At 57.0% G+C, this 18,494-nt stretch carries 19 protein-coding genes; 8 read left to right on the top strand and 11 right to left on the bottom strand.

All coding sequences use genetic code 11. The annotated features are described in order from the left end of the window. Nucleotides 1–75 precede the first annotated feature (75 nt). The gene (gene zipA / locus ACCW71_RS13155) at nucleotides 76–1,080 is read right to left on the bottom strand and encodes a cell division protein ZipA (protein WP_436372017.1); all 1,005 of its coding nucleotides are present in this window, start codon (nucleotides 1,078–1,080) and stop codon (nucleotides 76–78) included. A 218-nt stretch (nucleotides 1,081–1,298) separates the two neighbouring features. Between zipA and cysZ the strand changes: the two genes are divergently transcribed. From cysZ to crr, 5 genes are all read left to right on the top strand, one after another. Beyond that, nucleotides 1,299–2,066: a sulfate transporter CysZ gene (gene cysZ / locus ACCW71_RS13160; protein ID WP_436372018.1), complete on the top strand. Its 768-nt coding sequence runs from the start codon at nucleotides 1,299–1,301 to the stop codon at nucleotides 2,064–2,066. Between the two features lie 145 nt (nucleotides 2,067–2,211). Continuing rightward, complete coding sequence (gene cysK, locus ACCW71_RS13165; RefSeq protein WP_436372020.1) at nucleotides 2,212–3,180, top strand: cysteine synthase A; 969 nt, start codon at nucleotides 2,212–2,214, stop codon at nucleotides 3,178–3,180. Between the two features lie 390 nt (nucleotides 3,181–3,570). Beyond that, entirely contained in the window at nucleotides 3,571–3,828 is a 258-nt protein-coding gene (gene ptsH / locus ACCW71_RS13170) for a phosphocarrier protein Hpr (RefSeq protein WP_003848868.1), read from the top strand. Between the two features lie 161 nt (nucleotides 3,829–3,989). Beyond that, nucleotides 3,990–5,717 (top strand): phosphoenolpyruvate-protein phosphotransferase PtsI, encoded by a 1,728-nt coding sequence (ptsI, locus tag ACCW71_RS13175; RefSeq protein ID WP_436372022.1) that lies wholly within the window; start codon nucleotides 3,990–3,992, stop codon nucleotides 5,715–5,717. A 42-nt stretch (nucleotides 5,718–5,759) separates the two neighbouring features. Next, nucleotides 5,760–6,260, top strand: coding sequence for a PTS glucose transporter subunit IIA (gene crr / locus ACCW71_RS13180; RefSeq protein WP_436372024.1), 501 nt, complete (start codon nucleotides 5,760–5,762; stop codon nucleotides 6,258–6,260). A 53-nt stretch (nucleotides 6,261–6,313) separates the two neighbouring features. On the opposite strand, the gene ACCW71_RS13185 is transcribed toward crr, so the two are convergent. The 10 genes from ACCW71_RS13185 to ACCW71_RS13230 all read right to left on the bottom strand — a co-directional run bounded on the left by ACCW71_RS13185 (nucleotide 6,314) and on the right by ACCW71_RS13230 (nucleotide 15,093). After that, nucleotides 6,314–7,660, bottom strand: coding sequence for an ATP-binding protein (locus ACCW71_RS13185; RefSeq protein WP_436372026.1), 1,347 nt, complete (start codon nucleotides 7,658–7,660; stop codon nucleotides 6,314–6,316). After that, complete coding sequence (locus ACCW71_RS13190; protein WP_436372028.1) at nucleotides 7,657–8,337, bottom strand: response regulator transcription factor; 681 nt, start codon at nucleotides 8,335–8,337, stop codon at nucleotides 7,657–7,659. Before ACCW71_RS13190 ends, ACCW71_RS13185 begins: the two co-directional genes overlap by 4 nt. 171 nt (nucleotides 8,338–8,508) lie before the next feature. Then, nucleotides 8,509–9,393, bottom strand: coding sequence for a cysteine synthase CysM (gene cysM / locus ACCW71_RS13195; protein ID WP_436372030.1), 885 nt, complete (start codon nucleotides 9,391–9,393; stop codon nucleotides 8,509–8,511). A 79-nt stretch (nucleotides 9,394–9,472) separates the two neighbouring features. After that, nucleotides 9,473–10,561 carry a sulfate/thiosulfate ABC transporter ATP-binding protein CysA gene (gene cysA, locus ACCW71_RS13200; protein WP_436372032.1) on the bottom strand — a complete coding sequence of 363 codons (1,089 nt, stop codon included), beginning with the start codon at nucleotides 10,559–10,561 and terminating at the stop codon, nucleotides 9,473–9,475. Beyond that, nucleotides 10,551–11,426, bottom strand: a complete 876-nt coding sequence (gene cysW / locus ACCW71_RS13205) for a sulfate/thiosulfate ABC transporter permease CysW (RefSeq protein WP_436372034.1) — start codon at nucleotides 11,424–11,426, stop codon at nucleotides 10,551–10,553. Before cysW ends, cysA begins: the two co-directional genes overlap by 11 nt. After that, nucleotides 11,426–12,259 carry a sulfate/thiosulfate ABC transporter permease CysT gene (gene cysT, locus ACCW71_RS13210; protein WP_090958872.1) on the bottom strand — a complete coding sequence of 278 codons (834 nt, stop codon included), beginning with the start codon at nucleotides 12,257–12,259 and terminating at the stop codon, nucleotides 11,426–11,428. The genes cysW and cysT overlap by 1 nt, the downstream gene beginning before the upstream one ends. Then, nucleotides 12,259–13,275, bottom strand: a complete 1,017-nt coding sequence (locus ACCW71_RS13215; RefSeq protein WP_436372036.1) for a sulfate ABC transporter substrate-binding protein — start codon at nucleotides 13,273–13,275, stop codon at nucleotides 12,259–12,261. Before ACCW71_RS13215 ends, cysT begins: the two co-directional genes overlap by 1 nt. Nucleotides 13,276–13,527: 252 nt before the next feature. Further along, nucleotides 13,528–14,145, bottom strand: a complete 618-nt coding sequence (locus tag ACCW71_RS13220; RefSeq protein ID WP_436372038.1) for an RpoE-regulated lipoprotein — start codon at nucleotides 14,143–14,145, stop codon at nucleotides 13,528–13,530. A 65-nt stretch (nucleotides 14,146–14,210) separates the two neighbouring features. After that, nucleotides 14,211–14,678 carry a DUF2919 family protein gene (locus ACCW71_RS13225; protein WP_436372040.1) on the bottom strand — a complete coding sequence of 156 codons (468 nt, stop codon included), beginning with the start codon at nucleotides 14,676–14,678 and terminating at the stop codon, nucleotides 14,211–14,213. Next, complete coding sequence (locus ACCW71_RS13230) at nucleotides 14,668–15,093, bottom strand: GNAT family acetyltransferase (protein WP_046102342.1); 426 nt, start codon at nucleotides 15,091–15,093, stop codon at nucleotides 14,668–14,670. The genes ACCW71_RS13225 and ACCW71_RS13230 overlap by 11 nt, the downstream gene beginning before the upstream one ends. A 208-nt stretch (nucleotides 15,094–15,301) precedes the next feature. On the opposite strand from ACCW71_RS13230, the gene amiA reads away from it, so the two are divergent. From amiA to tal, 3 genes are all read left to right on the top strand, one after another. Further along, nucleotides 15,302–16,153, top strand: coding sequence for an N-acetylmuramoyl-L-alanine amidase AmiA (gene amiA, locus ACCW71_RS13235; protein WP_436372042.1), 852 nt, complete (start codon nucleotides 15,302–15,304; stop codon nucleotides 16,151–16,153). Between the two features lie 85 nt (nucleotides 16,154–16,238). Beyond that, nucleotides 16,239–17,153, top strand: coding sequence for an oxygen-dependent coproporphyrinogen oxidase (gene hemF / locus ACCW71_RS13240; RefSeq protein ID WP_436372044.1), 915 nt, complete (start codon nucleotides 16,239–16,241; stop codon nucleotides 17,151–17,153). A 342-nt stretch (nucleotides 17,154–17,495) separates the two neighbouring features. Continuing rightward, nucleotides 17,496–18,446: a transaldolase gene (gene tal, locus ACCW71_RS13245; protein WP_436372046.1), complete on the top strand. Its 951-nt coding sequence runs from the start codon at nucleotides 17,496–17,498 to the stop codon at nucleotides 18,444–18,446. Nucleotides 18,447–18,494: the final 48 nt, after the last annotated feature.

Here is an 18,494-nt window from a genome sequence, read left to right on the forward strand (position 1 = left end):
AAAGCCCCATCAGATAAAAAACCCCCGACAGGCGGGGGTTTGATTTGGTGATTCAGAGTGCGGTCAGCGCAGTTCTCAGACGCCAACCACATCGCGGATACGCGCTTTGTAGGTTTCCAGCTTCTGTGGCGTCATCATGCGGCGCTCATCATCCAGCACCACGCCACCCACATCGTCAGCGATACGCTGCGCGGATTGCAGCATCAGCTTGAAGTTCTGATTCGCATCACCATAAGAAGGCACCATCATAAAGATCGAGACCCCTGGGGTGGTGAAATCAGTCATCAGATCCGGGTTAAACGATCCAGGCTTAACCATGTTGGCCAGACTGAACAGCACCGGGCCACTGCCTGCCGGACTGAGATGACGATGGAAAATGTTCATTTCGCCAAACTGGAAGCCCGCCTGCAAAATTCCCTGCAACAGCGCTTCGCCATTCAGTTCGCCACCCGAATGAGCTGCGACGTGCAACACCAGCACCGCTTCTTTAGGCTTCTCAGCGGGCGCTTTGGCGGCAGGCGCGGCGGTGACTTCTGGCGCGGGCTCAGGTTCAGGGTGGTACTCTGGTTCCGCCTGATACTCTGGTGCGGGCTGCACCGATTCAAGCGGATCGAGATCCAGTAACGGATCGGCCTGAACTGGCGGGGCGACAAACGCAGGCGCAGCGGGCTGCTGCCGACGCGCCGGTTCGGGACGCGGCTGCGGCTCAGGCTGTGGCGCCGGGCTAAACAGCGGGTCGCTTTCCGGTTCTGGTTGCGGTGCGGGTCGTGGCGCAGGCTGACGCTCAGGCGCAGCGGGCGCTTGCTTACGCGGCGCTTCTGGCTGTGGCTCGCGAATGTCATCAAACCGGGGTTCCTGATGCGCGTTGCGCTCAGGGCGAACACGCACCTCGCCGACGACATCATCGTCTTCGTCTGTCAGGTCCGGCTCATCTTCATCACGCTGCTTCAGACGTTTGTGCGGGCGATCGCGGAACACTGACGAACGCTCTTTACGGCTGGTCCACAGCCCGTGAAGAAGGAGCGCTATAATGGCGATCGCGCCAACAACGATTAATATCAGACGCAAATCCTGCATCATTGTATTCTCTGTTGTTCCAATACCTTGCCACCGCGGCAAACTTTATCCTCTAACTGTATTTGCCCTGCTACACAAGTGCAAGTCTGTGCACTATTTTCTGACAAATAAGATAGGCGCCCCACGCTTTTTCGCTGTTTTTTTACCCAAACGGCACCTGGCCAGCAGAAAAAGCCAGGTTATAGTGAGCGCGCCTTAACACCTTCAGGAGAATTGGCTTTATGGCCCGTGAGAATTCCGTCTCAGATTTTAATGGCGTGCACTACTTTAGCCAGGGCTGGAAACTGGTCCGCCTGCCTGGTATCCGCCGCTTTGTGGTGATGCCGTTATTGATCAATTTCGTGATGCTGGGTGGCGCGTTTATCTGGCTGTTTTACCGTCTGGGCGACTGGATCCCCCGCCTGATGGCCCACATTCCCGACTGGCTGCAATGGCTGAGCTATCTGCTGTGGCCGCTCTCGGTAATTGCGATTGTGCTGGTGTTCAGCTACTTCTTTTCCACGCTGGCCAACTTAATCGCCGCGCCCTTTTGTGGTCTGCTGGCGGAGCAGCTCGAAGGCCGCCTCACCGGCAAACCGCTGCCCGACAGCGGCTGGGCCGCGCTGATCAAAGATGTGCCGCGGATTATGAAGCGAGAACTGCAAAAGCTGGGCTACTACCTGCCGCGCGCCCTGGGCCTGCTGCTGCTCTATTTTGTTCCGGGCTTTGGTCAGACGGTCGCGCCGGTGCTGTGGTTCCTGTTCAGCGCCTGGATGCTCTCCGTGCAGTATTGCGACTACCCGTTCGACAACCACAAAGTCTCCTTTCAGCAGATGCGCACCGCCCTGCGTCAGCATAAAACCGCGAATATGCAGTTTGGTGCATTGATCAGCCTGTTCACCATGATCCCCATTCTGAACCTCGCCATCATGCCGGTTGCCGTCTGCGGGGCCACCGCCATGTGGGTCGATCGCTACCGGCAGCAGCTGGCGCGTGAGAGTCTGCGCTGAAATCATTACTCAGCCTTATGCTCTTTTCGGTAAGGCTTATTGCCGGGTGACATATAGATATGCGATTTCTTTCCTTCCGCACCCAGGCAGAACAGGTATGCTCAGTGGGTTCCCAATAATTAATTCATACAGTTAAGGACAGGCCATGAGTAAGATCTACGAAGACAACTCTTTGACTATTGGTCATACGCCACTGGTTCGACTGAACCGCATCGGTAACGGCCGCATCCTTGCGAAAGTTGAATCCCGCAACCCGAGCTTCAGCGTAAAATGCCGTATCGGTGCCAATATGATTTGGGACGCAGAGAAACGCGGTATTCTGAAACCCGGCGTTGAGCTGGTTGAACCGACCAGCGGTAACACCGGTATCGCCCTTGCCTACGTGGCTGCGGCCCGTGGCTATAAGCTGACGCTGACAATGCCGGAAACCATGTCGGTAGAACGTCGTAAGCTGCTGAAAGCGCTGGGCGCGCAGCTGGTGCTGACCGAGGGCGCGAAAGGCATGAAAGGCGCTATCGGCAAAGCTGAAGAGATTGTCGCCAGCGACCCCGACAGATATGTGCTGCTGCAACAGTTCAGCAATCCGGCCAACCCGGAAATCCATGAAAAAACCACCGGCCCGGAGATCTGGGAAGATACCGATGGCGAAGTGGATGTGTTTATTGCCGGTGTCGGCACCGGCGGCACGCTGACCGGCGTCAGCCGCTACATCAAAAATACCCAGGGCAAAAAAGATCTGATCACCGTGGCGGTAGAGCCAACCGATTCGCCGGTGATTGCTCAGGCGATGTCTGGCGAAGAGATCAAGCCGGGTCCGCACAAAATTCAGGGTATCGGCGCGGGCTTTATTCCCGGCAACCTTGACCTGAACCTGGTGGATCGGGTGGTGGCGATCAGCAATGAAGAGGCGATCAGCACCGCGCGTCAGCTGATGGAAGAGGAAGGTATTCTGGCCGGTATCTCATCCGGGGCGGCGGTCGCCGCCGCGCTGAAGTTGCAGGAAGAGGAAGCTTTCGCCAATAAAAATATCGTGGTGATTCTGCCCTCCTCAGGCGAGCGTTATCTCAGCACCGCCCTGTTTGCCGATCTGTTTACCGAAAAAGAGCTGCAATAGTCCCCCGGTAAGCAGGCTGAAAATTCCGAAAAAAGCACCCGAATGGGTGCTTTTTTGTGGCGCAGATCTCACTTTGACCACCCGGCAGATTGATTTCAGTGACGCGGCTCTGGTATTTAGACTGCCAATTATTTCGATGCCTGAAATTAATCCACGTTTGAAGTGGATCAAGCTGAATCGATTTACAGATTTAGTGAAACGGCGAATCACGGCATAATTAACCGGTGACGTGTAGAATCGGTTTTGACACCGCAATGGATTGCAGATTTCACGCAAGCGCATCTTAGGTCAGCATGATGCTATACCCGCGCACCTACACAGGCTAAAGTGAAGGCTCCAGGCTAGACTTTAGATCCATAACACTCATCCTGATAACGTTGGGGAAATAGAATGTTCCAGCAAGAAGTTACCATTACCGCACCAAACGGTCTTCATACTCGCCCAGCTGCGCAATTCGTTAAAGAAGCCAAAGCTTTCCAGTCAGAAATTACCGTGACTTCCAATGGTAAATCCGCGAGCGCGAAAAGCCTGTTCAAATTGCAGACACTGGGCTTGACCCAGGGAACGGTTGTTACCCTTTCTGCTGAAGGTGAAGACGAGCAAAAAGCAGTTGAGCATCTGGTCAAACTGATGGCTGAACTGGAGTAATCTCCGCTCAGCTTTCCAGCAAATCGACTCCTCTGCGCCATTGAGTGCAAACATCTTGATCGCGGACAATCTGTCCGCGTTATCGCTTTCGTAGAGTACGTGTCCCGCGACAATGGCACCGCAAAGAGTCTAATCAGCCATCGTGATTAAAAGGTAGCGTTATGATTTCAGGCATTTTAGCATCACCAGGTATCGCTTTCGGCAAGGCACTGCTGCTGAAAGAAGACGAGATCGTCATCAACCGTAAAAAAATTACTGATGACCAGGTTGAGCAGGAAGTTCAGCGCTTCCTCGATGGCCGCAGTAAAGCGGCAGAACAACTGGAAGCGATTCGCGTCAAAGCGGGTGAAACCCTCGGTGAAGAGAAAGCCGCCATCTTCGAAGGCCACATTATGTTGCTGGAAGATGAAGAGCTGGAGCAGGAAATCATCGACCTGATCAAAAAAGATCACGCTTCTGCCGACGCGGCTGCTTACTCGGTCATTGATGGCCAGGCGAAAGCGCTGGAAGAGTTAGATGATGAATACCTGAAAGAGCGTGCGGCTGACGTGCGTGACATCGGTAAGCGTCTGTTGCAGAACATTCTGGGTCTGCACATTGTCGACCTGAGCGCGATCCAGGACGAATCGATTCTGGTGGCGAAAGATTTAACCCCATCAGAAACCGCGCAGCTGAACCTGAAAAAGGTGCTGGGCTTTATTACCGATCTGGGTGGACGTACCTCACATACCTCAATCATGGCGCGTTCGCTGGAGATCCCAGCCATTGTCGGCACCGGCAATGTGACCACCACGATTAAAAACGGCGACTTCCTGATTCTGGATGGCGTTAACAACGCGATTTACGTCAATCCTTCTGAAGCGATCCAGGAAGAGCTGAAAGCCGTACAGAGCCAGTATCTGTCGGAAAAACATGAACTCGCCAAGCTGAAAGATCTGCCCGCTATCACGCTGGATGGACATCAGGTTGAAGTGTGCGCCAATATCGGCACCGTGCGTGATATTGCCGGCGCTGAGCGCAACGGCGCGGAAGGTGTGGGTCTCTACCGCACTGAGTTCCTGTTTATGGACCGCGACTCGCTGCCAACGGAAGAAGAGCAGTTCCAGGCCTACAAAGCGGTCGCTGAAGCGATGGGCTCACAGGCGGTGATCGTGCGTACCATGGACATCGGCGGTGACAAAGATCTGCCTTACATGAACCTGCCGAAAGAAGAGAACCCGTTCCTCGGCTGGCGCGCCATTCGTATCGCGATGGACCGTAAAGAGATCCTCCATGCGCAGCTGCGCGCCATTCTGCGCGCCTCCTCCTTTGGCAAGCTGCGCATTATGTTCCCGATGATCATTTCGGTTGAAGAAGTTCGTAGCCTGAAAGCGGAACTGGAATTGCTGAAAGCGCAGTTGCGTGAAGAAGGCAAAGCCTTTGATGAGAGCATCGAAGTCGGCATCATGGTGGAAACCCCGGCCTCAGCGGTTATCGCCCATCATCTGGCGAAGGAAGTGGACTTCTTCAGTATTGGGACAAACGACCTGACGCAGTATACTCTGGCGGTTGACCGTGGTAATGATCTGATTTCACACCTTTACAACCCCATGTCACCCTCAGTGCTGAATTTAATTAAGCAAGTCATTGATGCATCTCACGCTGCGGGTAAATGGACCGGTATGTGTGGTGAGCTGGCAGGTGATGAACGTGCTACACTACTGTTACTGGGAATGGGGCTGGACGAGTTCAGCATGAGTGCCATTTCTATCCCTGGCATCAAGAAAATCATTCGTAATACTAATTTTGAAGATGCGAAGGCATTAGCAGAGCAGGCACTGGCGCAACCCACAGCGGAAGATTTAATGAACGTGGTAAACAAGTTTATTAAAGAGAAAACGCTCTGCTAATCTGCATGATGCTGGCCCCAAATTACTGCTTAGGAGAAGATCATGGGTTTGTTTTCTAAACTTTTTGGCGAAAAAACGGATAGCGCTGGGACAATCGATATCGTAGCGCCTCTGTCAGGCGAAATCGTGAACATTGAAGACGTACCAGATGTAGTGTTTGCAGAGAAAATCGTGGGCGACGGTATTGCAATCAAACCGAGCGGCAACAAAATGGTCGCACCGGTTGATGGCACTATCGGCAAGATTTTTGAAACCAATCACGCTTTTTCGATCGAATCAGACAACGGCATTGAGCTGTTTGTCCATTTCGGCATCGATACAGTTGAACTGAAAGGTGAAGGCTTCAAACGTATCGCTGAAGAAGGCCAGAAGGTTAAAAAAGGCGATGTGGTTATCGAGTTCGATCTGCCGTTGCTGGAAGAGAAAGCAAAATCGACCCTGACACCGGTGGTGATTTCTAACATGGATGAAATCAAGGAGCTGGTTAAGCTCTCAGGCCAGGTAGTTGTCGGCGAAACGCCGGTGATCCGCATCCGCAAGTAAGCATTACCCCATAACATAACGGCACCTGCGGGTGCCGTTATTGTTTCTGAATTTCAGGGTTGCCAGCGTGGCAGCCGCAGCGTCAGTTCAAATCCGCCCTCAGGCCGGTTGCGCGCCTCCACTTCACCATGATGCGCCAGCACCACTTTACGCACGATCGCCAGCCCCAGGCCATAGCCCTTGCCCATCAGCGGCGAATTGACCCGCACAAAGGGGTCAAAGATGCTGGAGAGCTTATCCTCTTCCACGCCCGGTCCCTGATCGCGCACCTGAATCTCAAGCCACTGCTGTTCCGTATGCAGACCTACCTCGATCAGCTGGCCTTTCAGCGAAAAGCGCAGCGCGTTTCGTAACACGTTCTCAACCCCGCGTCGTATCAGTTCCGCGTTGCCACGCACGGTATAGTCCGCCTGCTCGTCGACCAGCAGGGCGATCTGAACGCCGGGGATCTGCGCCTCGTAGCGCACATCGGTCACGACCGCCTCCAGTAAGCCCGTCAGGTCAAAATATTGCTCATCCGGGATGCTTTCATGCTCAGCCCGCGACAGCGTCAGCAGTTCGCCAATCATCTTGTCGAGCCGCCGTGCCTCTTCATCGATGCGATCAAGCGAGCTGTTAACACTTTCTGGCGTCTGTCTCGCCAGTCCGGTCGCCAGTTGCAGGCGGGCCAGCGGGGAACGCAGCTCATGAGAAATATCGTGCAGCAACTCTTCGCGCGCCCGTACCAGCGTCTCCAGCCGTTCAACCATCGCATCGAAGGCTTCCGCGACGGTAGACAGCTCATCGTGACGCTGACGCATCACCGGAAAGAGCCGCACGCTTAAGTCCCCTTCCGCTACCCGTAAAAACCCTTCGCGCAACTGGCGCATCGGCCGCGTCAGGTTCCAGGCGAGCAGCAGACTAAACAACAGCCCGACTGAACCGGCAAACAGGAACATCGGCTCAGGGATATTCAGAAACTTGCGCGGTCGCATGCTCAGCATGCTCTCTTTGCGCATACCATCAATGTTGTAACGCAGCTGATACTCTTTGCCATCTGCGCCGTGCACCCAGCGAACAACCTCTTCAGGAATGGTGTGGTCGGGCTCTGCGTCAGGCTGAGGCTGAGTCCGGGCCTGTGGCGGTCTGGCTTGCTGAGAGATGTGGAAAAACTGACGATCGCTGTCATCCCAGCCCGCCAGCATATCATCCAGCGCCTGCGGCCCGCCCCGCTCCAGCAGCGAGACGGCGGAGGTCATTTGCAGATCGACAATCCGGCGGATAGCAGTTAGTTCAGGCGGCTCATGCCGTTTGCCGGAGAGAGAGAAGCCGAGCCAGATCAGCTGGCTCATAATGACGAAAACGATCCAGAAGCCTATCAGGATCTTCCAGAACATCCGTCCGCGATAACTCCGCTTCATCGAATACGATAACCAATGCTGCGAACGGTTTCGATGTTGATACTGTCGGCGGTTAACGCGCTGAGCTTCTGGCGGATATTGCTGATATGCACATCCACACTACGGTCGTAGGCTTCACGCGGTCTGCCCAGCCCCTTTTCAGACAGCTCATCTTTCGACACCACCCGATCCGGCGCGCGCAGCAGCAGATCCAGCAGGTTGAACTCCGAGGCGGTCAGATCAAAGGCTTTGCCCTGCCATTCGCTGATGCGGGTGGCCGGGTTGAGCGTCAGCCCGCCCCAGCTGAGCGGCTCTTTCGCGTCTGGCTGTGGCACCTGCTCTTCGAAGCGCCGCAGCACCGCGCGCAGGCGGGCAACCAGTTCGCGCGGATAGCAGGGTTTGGGCATATAGTCATCCGCCCCCATCTCCAGCCCGATAACGCGATCGATATTGTCCCCTTTGGCGGTCAGCATGATCACCGGTATCCGGCTGTTCTGGCGCACCTGCCGCAGCACATCAATGCCGCTCATATCGGGCAGCATGATGTCCAGAATCATCGCGGTGTAGTGGCCTGACAGCGCGCCCTCAATGCCGGCGCTGCCGGTCAGTACCAGCTGAGCATCAAACCCTTCCCCGATCAGGTACTGACTTAACATGGTGCCTAACTCTACATCATCATCAACAAGCAGAATTTTCATGGGTGTCTCTCGTACAAAATTGCCGCTATTCTGTCCTGAGCCGGGCAATCGCGCAGCCTGATTTACGTGATCCTTACAGATTCAGTATGCCCGGCCCGGTCGAAAGTGGCTAAAAAAAAGGCCCGTGGGCAGCAAATGCGCGCACAGGCCTGGTTTCCGCATCCGCAGAAGTTACTGATGATAGAGCCCGGTAGAGAGATAGCGGTCGCCGCGATCGCAGGCAATCGCCACCACCACGCTGCCCGGATGAGCCTGGGCAATGCGCAGCGCACCCGCCACCGCGCCGCCTGAGCTGACGCCACAGAAGATGCCTTCACGGCGTGCCAGCGCCCGCATCGTCTCTTCGGCTTCCTGCTGGCTCATATCCATGACGTCATCCACCAGATCGGGTCGGTAGATGCCCGGCAGATAGGCCAGCGGCCAGCGACGAATGCCGGGAATGCTGCTGCCTTCACTCGGCTGCAAACCGATGATCTTCACGCCGCTGTTCTGCTCTTTCAGGTAGCGCCCCACGCCGGTAATGGTGCCGGTGGTGCCCATGCTGGAGACGAAATGGGTCATACGCTGGTTCGACTGCTGCCACAGCTCCGGGCCGGTGGTCTGATAGTGGCCCAGCGGGTTGTCCGGGTTATTAAACTGATCCAGCACCCGGCCTTCGCCGCGCGCCGCCATCGTCTGCGCCAGATCGCGCGCGCCTTCCATGCCCTGCTCACGCGGCACCAGAATCAGCTCCGCCCCGTAGGCGCGCATCGCATCCTGGCGCTCCTGACTCATGTTGTCCGGCATCAGCAGGCGCAGAGAGTAGCCCTTCATCGCGGCGATCATCGCCAGCGCAATGCCGGTGTTGCCGCTGGTGGCTTCAATCAGCCGATCGCCCGGCGCGATCTCACCGCGCAGCTCCGCCTGATGGATCATCGACCAGGCCGCCCGATCTTTTACCGAACCCGCCGGATTATTGCCTTCCAGCTTGAGCCAGACCTCACTGCCATTGGCTGGCGTCAGGCGCTGCAATTTGATCAGCGGGGTATTGCCGATGGTATTTTCGAGAGTTGTCACGGTGCGATTCCTGGCGTCTGACACACGAGCAGCAAAAATGGGCGGAAGTCACGCTCCCGCCCGGGTGGATGAGAAAATATCAGGCGCTCCGGGCAAAGGCAACCGCGCGCAACGGCGTGTCGCCCTGATAGAGGCGCGCCTGCTGCAAGCCGACAAACAGGCGTTCGCCGCGAATCGGGGCGGTCTGCTCGCCTTCAAATACCAGCGAGAACGGCTCGCTCTGCCAGCCGCTGGGTTGCACCACCAACTGCCAGAAATGTCCGCGCGGGCTGACCTCCAGCACCTGTACCGGCAGCGGGGTTTCCAGGCTGCTGCGGCGCGAGACATCCACTTCCCACGGGCGCAGGAAGAGTTCTACCGCGCCCTGATGCGCCGAGGTATACCCCAGCGGCCAGTGGTGAGCGCCGACGTGGAACTGCGATCCCTGAACTTCGCCATCAAAGCGATTTACTTCGCCGAGGAACTCCAGCACAAAACGGGTTGCCGGATCGCGCCAGACCTCGTCGGGCGTGCCGACCTGTTCGATGTTACCCTGACTCATCACCACCACCCGGTCCGCCACTTCCATCGCCTCTTCCTGGTCATGGGTGACAAACACGCTGGTAAATTTAATCTCTTCATGCAGCTGACGCAGCCAGCGGCGCAGCTCTTTACGCACCTGGGCATCCAGCGCGCCGAAAGGTTCATCCAGCAGCAGGATTTGCGGCTCTACCGCCAGGGCACGCGCCAGCGCCACGCGCTGTTTCTGACCGCCCGACAGCTGCGCCGGAAAGCGATTGGCCAGATGGGCCAGCTGCACCATCTCCAGCAAGCGGGTGACACGCTGTTTGATCTCCGCCGTTGAAGGACGTTCACGACGCGGCAGCACCGTCAGGCCAAAGGCGATATTGTCGAACACCGTCATATGGCGAAACAGCGCATAGTGCTGGAAGACAAAACCGACCTGACGATCGCGCGCGTGCAGGCGGCTGACATCATTTCCATGAAAACGGATCTGACCGCTGTTCTGATGCTCCAGCCCGGCAATAATGCGCAGCAGCGTGGTTTTACCTGAGCCGGATGGCCCCAGCAGCGCCACCATCTCACCCGAGGCAATATCCAGAGAAATATCGTTCAGCACCGAGGTGCGACCAAAGGACTTGTTGATCTTGTTAATCTCAATGCTCATGATTTCCCTCCTGTTGCAGGCGCTTGTGCTGCTGCTCTAAACGCCACTGCACAATGCTTTTCAGAAACAGCGTCACAATTGCCATCAGGGTTAACAGGGCGGCGGCGGTAAACGCGCCCACCGTGTTGTAGTCCTGATGCAATAATTCAACCTGAAGCGGTAAGGTATAGGTCTCACCGCGAATCGATCCCGATACCACCGAGACCGCACCAAACTCACCAATCGCGCGGGCGTTGGTCAGCACCACGCCATAGAGCAGCGCCCAGCGAATATTCGGCAGCGTCACCCGGCGGAACATCTGCCAGCCGGACGCGCCCAGCAGCACCGCGGCTTCATCTTCATGACTGCCCTGACTCAGCATCACCGGCACCAGCTCGCGCACCACAAACGGACAGGTGACAAACACCGTTGCCAGCACCATGCCAGGCCAGGCAAACATAATCTGGATGTTATGCGCATCCAGCCAGCCGCCTGCCGGACCATTGACGCCCCAGAACAGCAGATACATCAGGCCCGCCACCACCGGCGAGACCGCGAACGGAATATCAAACATCGTCAGCAGCAGCTGACGGCCGGGAAAGGTAAAGCGCGTCACCAGCCAGGCGAGCAGCGTGCCAAACACCAGGTTCACCGGCACGGTGATCAGCGCCACCAGCACCGTCAGCCAGATGGCGTGCAGCATGTCCCCATCGGTAAGATTACCGAGCGCCACGAACAGGCCCTGATTCAGCGCCTCCCAGAAGATGGAGGCCATCGGCACCACCAGCAGCAGAACCGAGACCAGCACGCCGATCCCGATCAGCAGCCATTTACTCCAGTTCACCGGCTGGCGCGCGGCGTGATTAAGTTGCGAAACCTCAGCCATTAGTGTCCTCCCAGACGACGGCCAAAGCGGCTCTGTAGGGTGTTAATCGCGAACAGCAGAATCAGCGAGGCCGCCAGAATCACCGAGGCGATGGCGCTGGCTGCCGGATAGTCAAACTCCTGTAGCCGGACAAAAATCATCAGCGAGGTCACTTCGGTTTTCCAGGCGATGTTACCGGCGATAAAAATCACCGCGCCAAACTCACCCAGGCTGCGGGTGAAAGAGAGCGCGGTGCCCGCCAGCAGCGCAGGGGCCACTTCCGGTAACACCACGCGGCGAAAGCTCTGCCACGGCGTCGCGCCCAGGGTTTCGGCCGCCTCTTCATACTCCGGGCCTAACTCTTCCAGCACCGGCTGTACGGTACGCACCACAAACGGGATGCTGGTAAAGGCCATGGCAATGGCGATACCTATCCATGTGTAGGAAATTTTGATGTCGAAATGAGCGAACCACTGTCCGTACCAGCCATTGACTGAGAACAGGCCAGCCAGGGTTAAACCGGCCACCGCTGTCGGCAGCGCAAACGGCAGATCCATCAGGCCATCCAGCAGCGCCCGACCCGGAAAACGGTAACGGGTCAGGATCCATGCCATCAGCATGCCGAACACCGCGTTAAACAGCGAAGCGACACCGGCGGAGAGCAGCGTCACTTTATAGGCGGCAATCAGCTGCGGATTGGTCACCACATCCCAGTACTGTTGCAGCGTCATCTGCGACAACTGCATGATCACTGCGCTAATCGGCAGCAGCAGAATCAGGCAGGTAAACAGCAGGCTGGTGCCGAGGCTCAGTCCAAAGCCGGGCAATACACGTTTCTGGCTGGCTGCAAACATTATCCGCGCCCCGCCGCTAACAGCTTGTCAAGCTCACCGCCGCTGGCGAAATGGGTCTTCATCACCTTATCCCAGCCGCCAAAGGCCTCTTCTACCCGGAACAGGCTGGTCTGCGGGAAGCGATCTTTCTGCTCCGCCATCAGCTGTGGATTGTTCACGCGATAGTAGTAGTGCGTAATAATATTCTGCGCTTCAGGGGTGTAGAGGAAATTCAGGTAAGCACTGGCCGCCTCCGCGGTTTTATTGGTGGCGACATTCTTATCCACCCATGCCACCGGAAATTCCGCCAGAATATCGGTTTTCGGCACCACCACTTCGTACTCATCTTTGCCGTACTGGTTGCGGATGTTATTTACTTCTGACTCAAAGCTAATCAGTACGTCGCCCAGACCGCGCTCAGCAAAGGTCGTGGTCGCGCCGCGACCGCCGGTATCGAAGACTTCAACGTTTTTCAGAAACTGCGTCATAAAGGCACGGGTTTTGGCCTGATCGCCGCCGTCCGCTTTATCCGCTGCGCCCCAGGCGGCCAGATAGGTGTAGCGGCCATTGCCGGAGGTTTTCGGGTTGGGGAAGATCAGCTTTACGTCGCTGCGGGTCAAATCTGACCAGTCATGGATCTGCTTTGGATTCCCTTTGCGCACCAGAAACGCCATGGTGGAGTAGAAGGGCGAACTGTTGTTCGGCAGACGACTTTTCCAGTCAGCGGCGATCAGATTGCCTTTATCGTGCAACACCTGCACATCGGTCACCTGGTTGTAGGTGACCACATCGGCGCGCAACCCCTGAAGGATAGCCAGCGCCTGCTTCGAGGAACCGGCATGAGACATTCTGATGGTCAGTGGATCGCCGGGATGGGCGGCATCCCACTGTTTAACAAAGGGGGCGTTCAGGGCAACAAACAGCTCGCGTGACACATCGTAGGAGCTATTAAGCAGTTCAGTGGCATTGGCTGCGCCGGCCAGGCTCAGCGACAACGCGAGTCCGCTCACGATTTTTTTCATCGCTTGTAATGTCATTTGGCACCCTGAAAAAGTTTGATGCGGATCTCACCCGCTGAGGCACCAGTTTATTTATAACTCAGTGAAAACCAGTAACGGTTTTATATATCGTTTGATGATTTCAAAGTCGAAAAAAGCATAAGACGGCGGCAGAATTTATGCAGAATTCAGCAAAAGCCGATCGGGACGGAGAATCCCGTCCCACGCGGGCTGGCAGGCTGTTGAACCCGGTATCGTGGCCGCCTGACGCGGCGCACGTTTAAGCAGCGGTCAGCGCTGCCAGACAATCTTGCTGATTTTCCAGTTCTTCAGCGTATCGTCAGAGGGCATCAATCCTTCCGGGCCATGCCACTCTCCCTGATAGAGATAGGTCAGGTGCTGACTGCCGGGCGCACGACAGGCGACGCTGCGCGCATCCGCCCCGCTGGCTAACTCGCAGTTGTTAAAGGCTTTAGTGAATTTATTGCTGAAGGCATCGCCGACTTTGCTGCCGTCGCTACTGACGACGCGGCTGTCCATCACTTCGATGCGCTCGACCTGCGACTGGCCATACACCACCAGGCTGACTTTGCCGTCATCCAGCGCCTGCCAGAATGAGATCACCTGACCGTTCTGACTGCGCATGCCCTGGCGCAGGCTGTAGTCCCCATTAAGCCCGGCGTTGATCGCGCTCTCGCTCATGGCGGTCGAGGCCGTCAGGCCGCCAACGCCCTGCTCGGTCACGCTCAGCGACGATCCAAACCAGTTCCACGGCAGCGCCGAAGACCAGTGATAACTCAGCGGATTCCACCAGCTTACCTGCTGGCTGCTGTCAGCGCCGGAACCCGAACTGGCGCAGCCGCTCAGCATAACGGCGGCGATCAGTAACGTGGAACGAACAGCTTTCATGAAAACTCCTGTTAATACGAGGCCGGAAAGGCGGAACTGATTGGAGTCGCAAAGCGCCAAAAAGTTTAGTGAAGATGATGTTCAGGCAGAAAGCAGTCACGGCAGCGGCGACTGGTTTGCAGCCAGATCAGCGCCAGCAGGTCGAACAGCGTCAGCAGCAACAGCAGCGGCGAACTGAGCAGATCGCCCTGCACAAACTGCACCGCCTGCCAGAGCAGGTTGACCAGCAGAGAGAGCGCCAGCACGCCGCGCCACTGCTGCCAGAGTCGCGGCAGGCGGGTGCGGTAGCCGGTCAGCAGCAGGCCGGCCAGCGCCGGTAATCCCAGCGCCAGGCCGATCCAGAACGCCTGGCGATCCGGGTAGAAGAGCGCCAGCAGATCGTTGCCCTGCTGCCGTGAGGCCCCGGCCATCACCAGCAGCAGCCAGGTCCGCGCCTGGAGCAGCAGGATCAGCCAGAAAAGAAACGGCAGCCGCAGCTGCCCTCTGGCGTCATACTCCTCCGGCTGATAGCCAGGCAACGGATTAGTACTCACGATCTTCAATCAGACGTTTGCCAAACAGCAGCGCGTCCACCGGCTCATAATCGAGCTTCTCATAAAACGCCACCACCTGATCGTTCTCTTCGCGGATCATCAGATGCAGCTTCGGGCAGCCGCGCGCGATCAGCTTCTTCTCCAGCCGGTTCATCAGCGCATTGGCGAAGCCGCGTCCCTGATAATCAGGGTGCACCGCCAGATAGTAGGCCGCGCCGCGATGACCGTCGTAGCCACCCATCAGGGTGCCCACCACCACGCCACCGACTTCAGCCACCAGAAAGAGATCGGGGTCGTGATGCATTTTACGTTCAATATCCAGCTCAGGATCGTTCCATGGCCGTAACAAATCGCAACGTTCCCATAAGGTGATCACTTCTTCAAAATCTTCCTGGCGGAAGGCGCGGATTTCCATCTTCTTTACCTGCAAATAAGCACAATTTGCTGATTATCACGCATTCTCTGGCGCACGCAACCCTCGTCGGGCTGGCGACAAATAAAAAAGCGCAATATTTCTGTTCGCGGCCTGCAATACAAAGTAATGCCCTGAAATGGTTCTGTGATCGCGGGCGGCAGCCCCTTACGCTATAACACCGGCAGGATTACTGTTACCGGACCCGTACATGCACCTGCTTAAACGTTTGATTCATCGTCGTCAGTTACTGCTTTCCGGGCTGGCTCTGGCTATTTTATCGCCGCGCGCGGTTCAGGCAAAAGAGCAGTCCGCCCTTCTCCCCGGTTCCGGTCGTCATGCCCGGCCTGCGCCCCCCGCCGATAACGGCAAACGCATCGTGATGCTCGATCCCGGCCACGGCGGCATCGACTCAGGTGCGGTGGGTGAAGCGGGCTCCGAGGAGAAGCACATCGTGCTGGAGATTGCCGGTAATGTGCAGCGCCAGTTAGAGAATCATCCGCGCATTGAAGTGCGCCTGACCCGCGACAGCGACCACTTTATTCCGCTTTATCAGCGCGTGGAGATCGCTCATCAGCACGGCGCGCATCTGTTTATGTCGATCCATGCCGACGGCTTTACCAGCCCTGACGCCAGCGGTGCCTCGGTGTTTGCTCTCTCCAATCGCGGCGCCAGCAGCAGCATGGCGCGTTATCTGTCGCAGCGTGAGAACGATGCCGACAAACTGGGCGGCGTAAAGGCGCAGCAGCAGGATCACTACCTGCAACAGATCCTGTTCGATCTGGTGCAGACCGACACCATCAGGAACAGCCTGACGCTGGGTAAACACGTACTGGACCAGATCCGGCCGGTGCACCATCTGCACAGTCAGCACACCGAGCAGGCCGCCTTCGCGGTGCTGAAGTCACCGTCGATTCCCTCGGTGCTGGTCGAAACCTCCTTTATTACCAATCCGCATGAAGAGCAGTTACTCGGCACCCATGCGTTTCGCCAGAAAATCGCCGCCGCGATTGCCAGCGGCATCGTCAATTTCTTTGAAGAGTCTGACCGGCGTAATGCCTGACGCCGGACGCCGGACGCCGCACTCATGCAAGCGGCCAGCTTTTGCGTATAATCGCCTCAGACTCTGAACAACGATAAGCGAAAAGATGGCTGATATTTCCCGCGTTAAAGCGTTCCTGCTCAGCTTGCAGGATGAGATTTGTAACCAGCTGGCGGCTGAAGATGGCGGCGCGCAGTTTGCGGAAGATAGCTGGCAGCGTGCTGGCGGCGGCGGCGGCCAGAGCCGGGTGCTGCGTAACGGGGCGGTATTTGAACAGGCGGGCGTCAATTTTTCCCACGTGCATGGCGACCAGATGCCCGCCTCCGCCACCGCTCACCGGCCGGAGCTGGCGGGCCGCAGCTTTGAAGCGATGGGGGTTTCGCTGGTTATTCACCCGAACAACCCTTATGTACCGACCAGCCACGCCAACGTGCGCTTCTTCATCGCTGAAAAACCCGGTGCCGATCCGGTCTGGTGGTTTGGCGGCGGCTTTGACCTGACGCCGTTCTACGGTTTTGAAGAAGATGCGCTGCACTGGCATCAGACCGCCGCTGACCTCTGTCAGCCGTTTGGCGAGGATCTCTATCCGCGCTACAAAAAGTGGTGCGACGACTACTTCTATCTGAAACATCGCGATGAACAGCGCGGCATCGGCGGCCTGTTTTTTGACGATCTCAACACGCCTGACTTCGAGCACTGCTTCCGCTTTATGCAGGCGGTGGGCCGTGGCTTTATTGATGCCTATCGGCCGATTGTGGCGCGGCGTAAAGATCACCCGTGGGGCGAGCGCGAGCGCCAGTTCCAGCTCTATCGCCGCGGTCGCTATGTGGAGTTCAACCTGGTGTGGGACCGTGGCACGCTGTTTGGTCTGCAAACCGGGGGACGCACCGAATCGATTCTGATGTCGATGCCGCCGCTGGTGCGCTGGGAATATGATTATCAGCCTGAGCCCGACTCCCCGGAGGCGGCGCTCTATCGCGATTTCCTGCCGGTAAAAAACTGGCTGAACCTGCCGGAGTAGTCCCTGCCCTGCCCGCCGCGCGGCCCCGCTGTCGCGCGGTCACTTCCCCGTTTTGCCGCCCTTCACGCCAGCAGGGCACGGATTGCTACAGTGTTACCTGCGTCATTTGTCCTGACTGCTATGCTTAAGGATGGAATATGGCGCATCCCACGGTTAACACCGCATGACGGCTCCTTCGCACCGCCTCGCAGCGCAACAATCAGAGAAACCGCATTTTCATTCGAAAATGTCTGTTGCAATGTTATGGGTTCGCGTTACCGGTAGCAGAGTATGCCACAGACCGGCTGCGAGGCCTGAGGTGCTCCCTGTTCGCTTTCACTTTTCTTTTCAAGGAGTTCAGAGATGAACCAGCTAGAAGCGTTAAAACAGTTCACCACCGTGGTGGCGGATAGTGGTGATATTGAATCAATTCGACATTACAACCCGGAAGATGCCACCACCAACCCCTCACTGATTCTCAAAGCCTCCAGTCTCGACGCCTACAAACATCTGATGGACGATGCGATTGAGTACGCCAGAAAACAGGGCGGCAGCAAAGAGACGCAGATTATCAACGCCAGTGACAAAGTGGCGATTAACCTCGGTATGGAGATCCTGAAGAGCATACCGGGCCGTGTTTCGACCGAAGTGGATGCGCGCCTCTCTTTCGATCGTGGCATGTGTGTGACCAAAGCGGAAAAACTGGTACGGATGTATGAAGAGCATGGCATTGACCGCTCGCGTATTCTGATCAAGCTCGCCTCCACCTGGGAAGGCATCCGCGCGGCGGAAGAGCTGGAGAAGAACGGCATCCACTGTAACCTGACGCTGCTGTTCTCCTTTGCCCAGGCGCGCGCCTGTGCCGAAGCGGGCGTCTTCCTGATTTCGCCGTTTGTTGGCCGTATTTACGACTGGTACAACTCACGCAAACCGATGGAACCCTACGTCGCCGATGAAGATCCCGGCGTGAAATCGGTACGTCGTATCTATGACTACTACAAAAAGCACCGTTACAGCACCATCATCATGGGCGCCAGCTTCCGTAAAGTGGAGCAGATTGTGGCGCTGGCAGGCTGCGACCGTCTGACCCTGTCGCCGAACCTGCTGGAAGAGTTGCAGAACAGCGATGCGCCGCTGGAGCGCAAACTGGAGCCGTCAACCGAAGGCTTCCATCAGCCGTCGCCGCTCTCCGAGGCGGAGTTCCGCTGGGAGCACAATCAGGACCCAATGGCGGTGGAAAAACTGTCTGACGGTATCCGCCAGTTCGCGGTGGATCAGCAGAAGCTGGAAGATGTGCTCGCCGCACGCCTGTAGTCTTCAATTTTAGTCGGGCGGGACTTTCCCGCCCTGATGCTTAACAAG

Origin of the sequence: Pantoea sp. C2G6 (assembly GCF_051336815.1) — a bacterium.
Lineage (GTDB): Bacteria > Pseudomonadota > Gammaproteobacteria > Enterobacterales > Enterobacteriaceae > Pantoea.

Excerpts from the sequence above, each read along its gene's own strand:
- cysK (WP_436372020.1), top strand. The coding sequence starts at position 2,212 with ATGAGTAAGATCTACGAAGACAACTCTTTGACTATTGGTCATACGCCA.
- ptsI (WP_436372022.1), top strand. The coding sequence starts at position 3,990 with ATGATTTCAGGCATTTTAGCATCACCAGGTATCGCTTTCGGCAAGGCA.
- amiA (WP_436372042.1), top strand. The coding sequence starts at position 15,302 with ATGCACCTGCTTAAACGTTTGATTCATCGTCGTCAGTTACTGCTTTCC.
- ACCW71_RS13215 (WP_436372036.1), bottom strand. The coding sequence starts at position 13,275 with ATGACATTACAAGCGATGAAAAAAATCGTGAGCGGACTCGCGTTGTCG.
- ptsH (WP_003848868.1), top strand. The coding sequence starts at position 3,571 with ATGTTCCAGCAAGAAGTTACCATTACCGCACCAAACGGTCTTCATACT.
- ACCW71_RS13220 (WP_436372038.1), bottom strand. The coding sequence starts at position 14,145 with ATGAAAGCTGTTCGTTCCACGTTACTGATCGCCGCCGTTATGCTGAGC.
- ACCW71_RS13230 (WP_046102342.1), bottom strand. The coding sequence starts at position 15,093 with ATGGAAATCCGCGCCTTCCGCCAGGAAGATTTTGAAGAAGTGATCACC.
- ACCW71_RS13190 (WP_436372028.1), bottom strand. The coding sequence starts at position 8,337 with ATGAAAATTCTGCTTGTTGATGATGATGTAGAGTTAGGCACCATGTTA.
- ACCW71_RS13185 (WP_436372026.1), bottom strand. The coding sequence starts at position 7,660 with ATGAAGCGGAGTTATCGCGGACGGATGTTCTGGAAGATCCTGATAGGC.
- tal (WP_436372046.1), top strand. The coding sequence starts at position 17,496 with ATGAACCAGCTAGAAGCGTTAAAACAGTTCACCACCGTGGTGGCGGAT.
- crr (WP_436372024.1), top strand. The coding sequence starts at position 5,760 with ATGGGTTTGTTTTCTAAACTTTTTGGCGAAAAAACGGATAGCGCTGGG.
- cysT (WP_090958872.1), bottom strand. The coding sequence starts at position 12,259 with ATGTTTGCAGCCAGCCAGAAACGTGTATTGCCCGGCTTTGGACTGAGC.
- zipA (WP_436372017.1), bottom strand. The coding sequence starts at position 1,080 with ATGATGCAGGATTTGCGTCTGATATTAATCGTTGTTGGCGCGATCGCC.
- hemF (WP_436372044.1), top strand. The coding sequence starts at position 16,239 with ATGGCTGATATTTCCCGCGTTAAAGCGTTCCTGCTCAGCTTGCAGGAT.
- cysZ (WP_436372018.1), top strand. The coding sequence starts at position 1,299 with ATGGCCCGTGAGAATTCCGTCTCAGATTTTAATGGCGTGCACTACTTT.
- cysW (WP_436372034.1), bottom strand. The coding sequence starts at position 11,426 with ATGGCTGAGGTTTCGCAACTTAATCACGCCGCGCGCCAGCCGGTGAAC.
- cysA (WP_436372032.1), bottom strand. The coding sequence starts at position 10,561 with ATGAGCATTGAGATTAACAAGATCAACAAGTCCTTTGGTCGCACCTCG.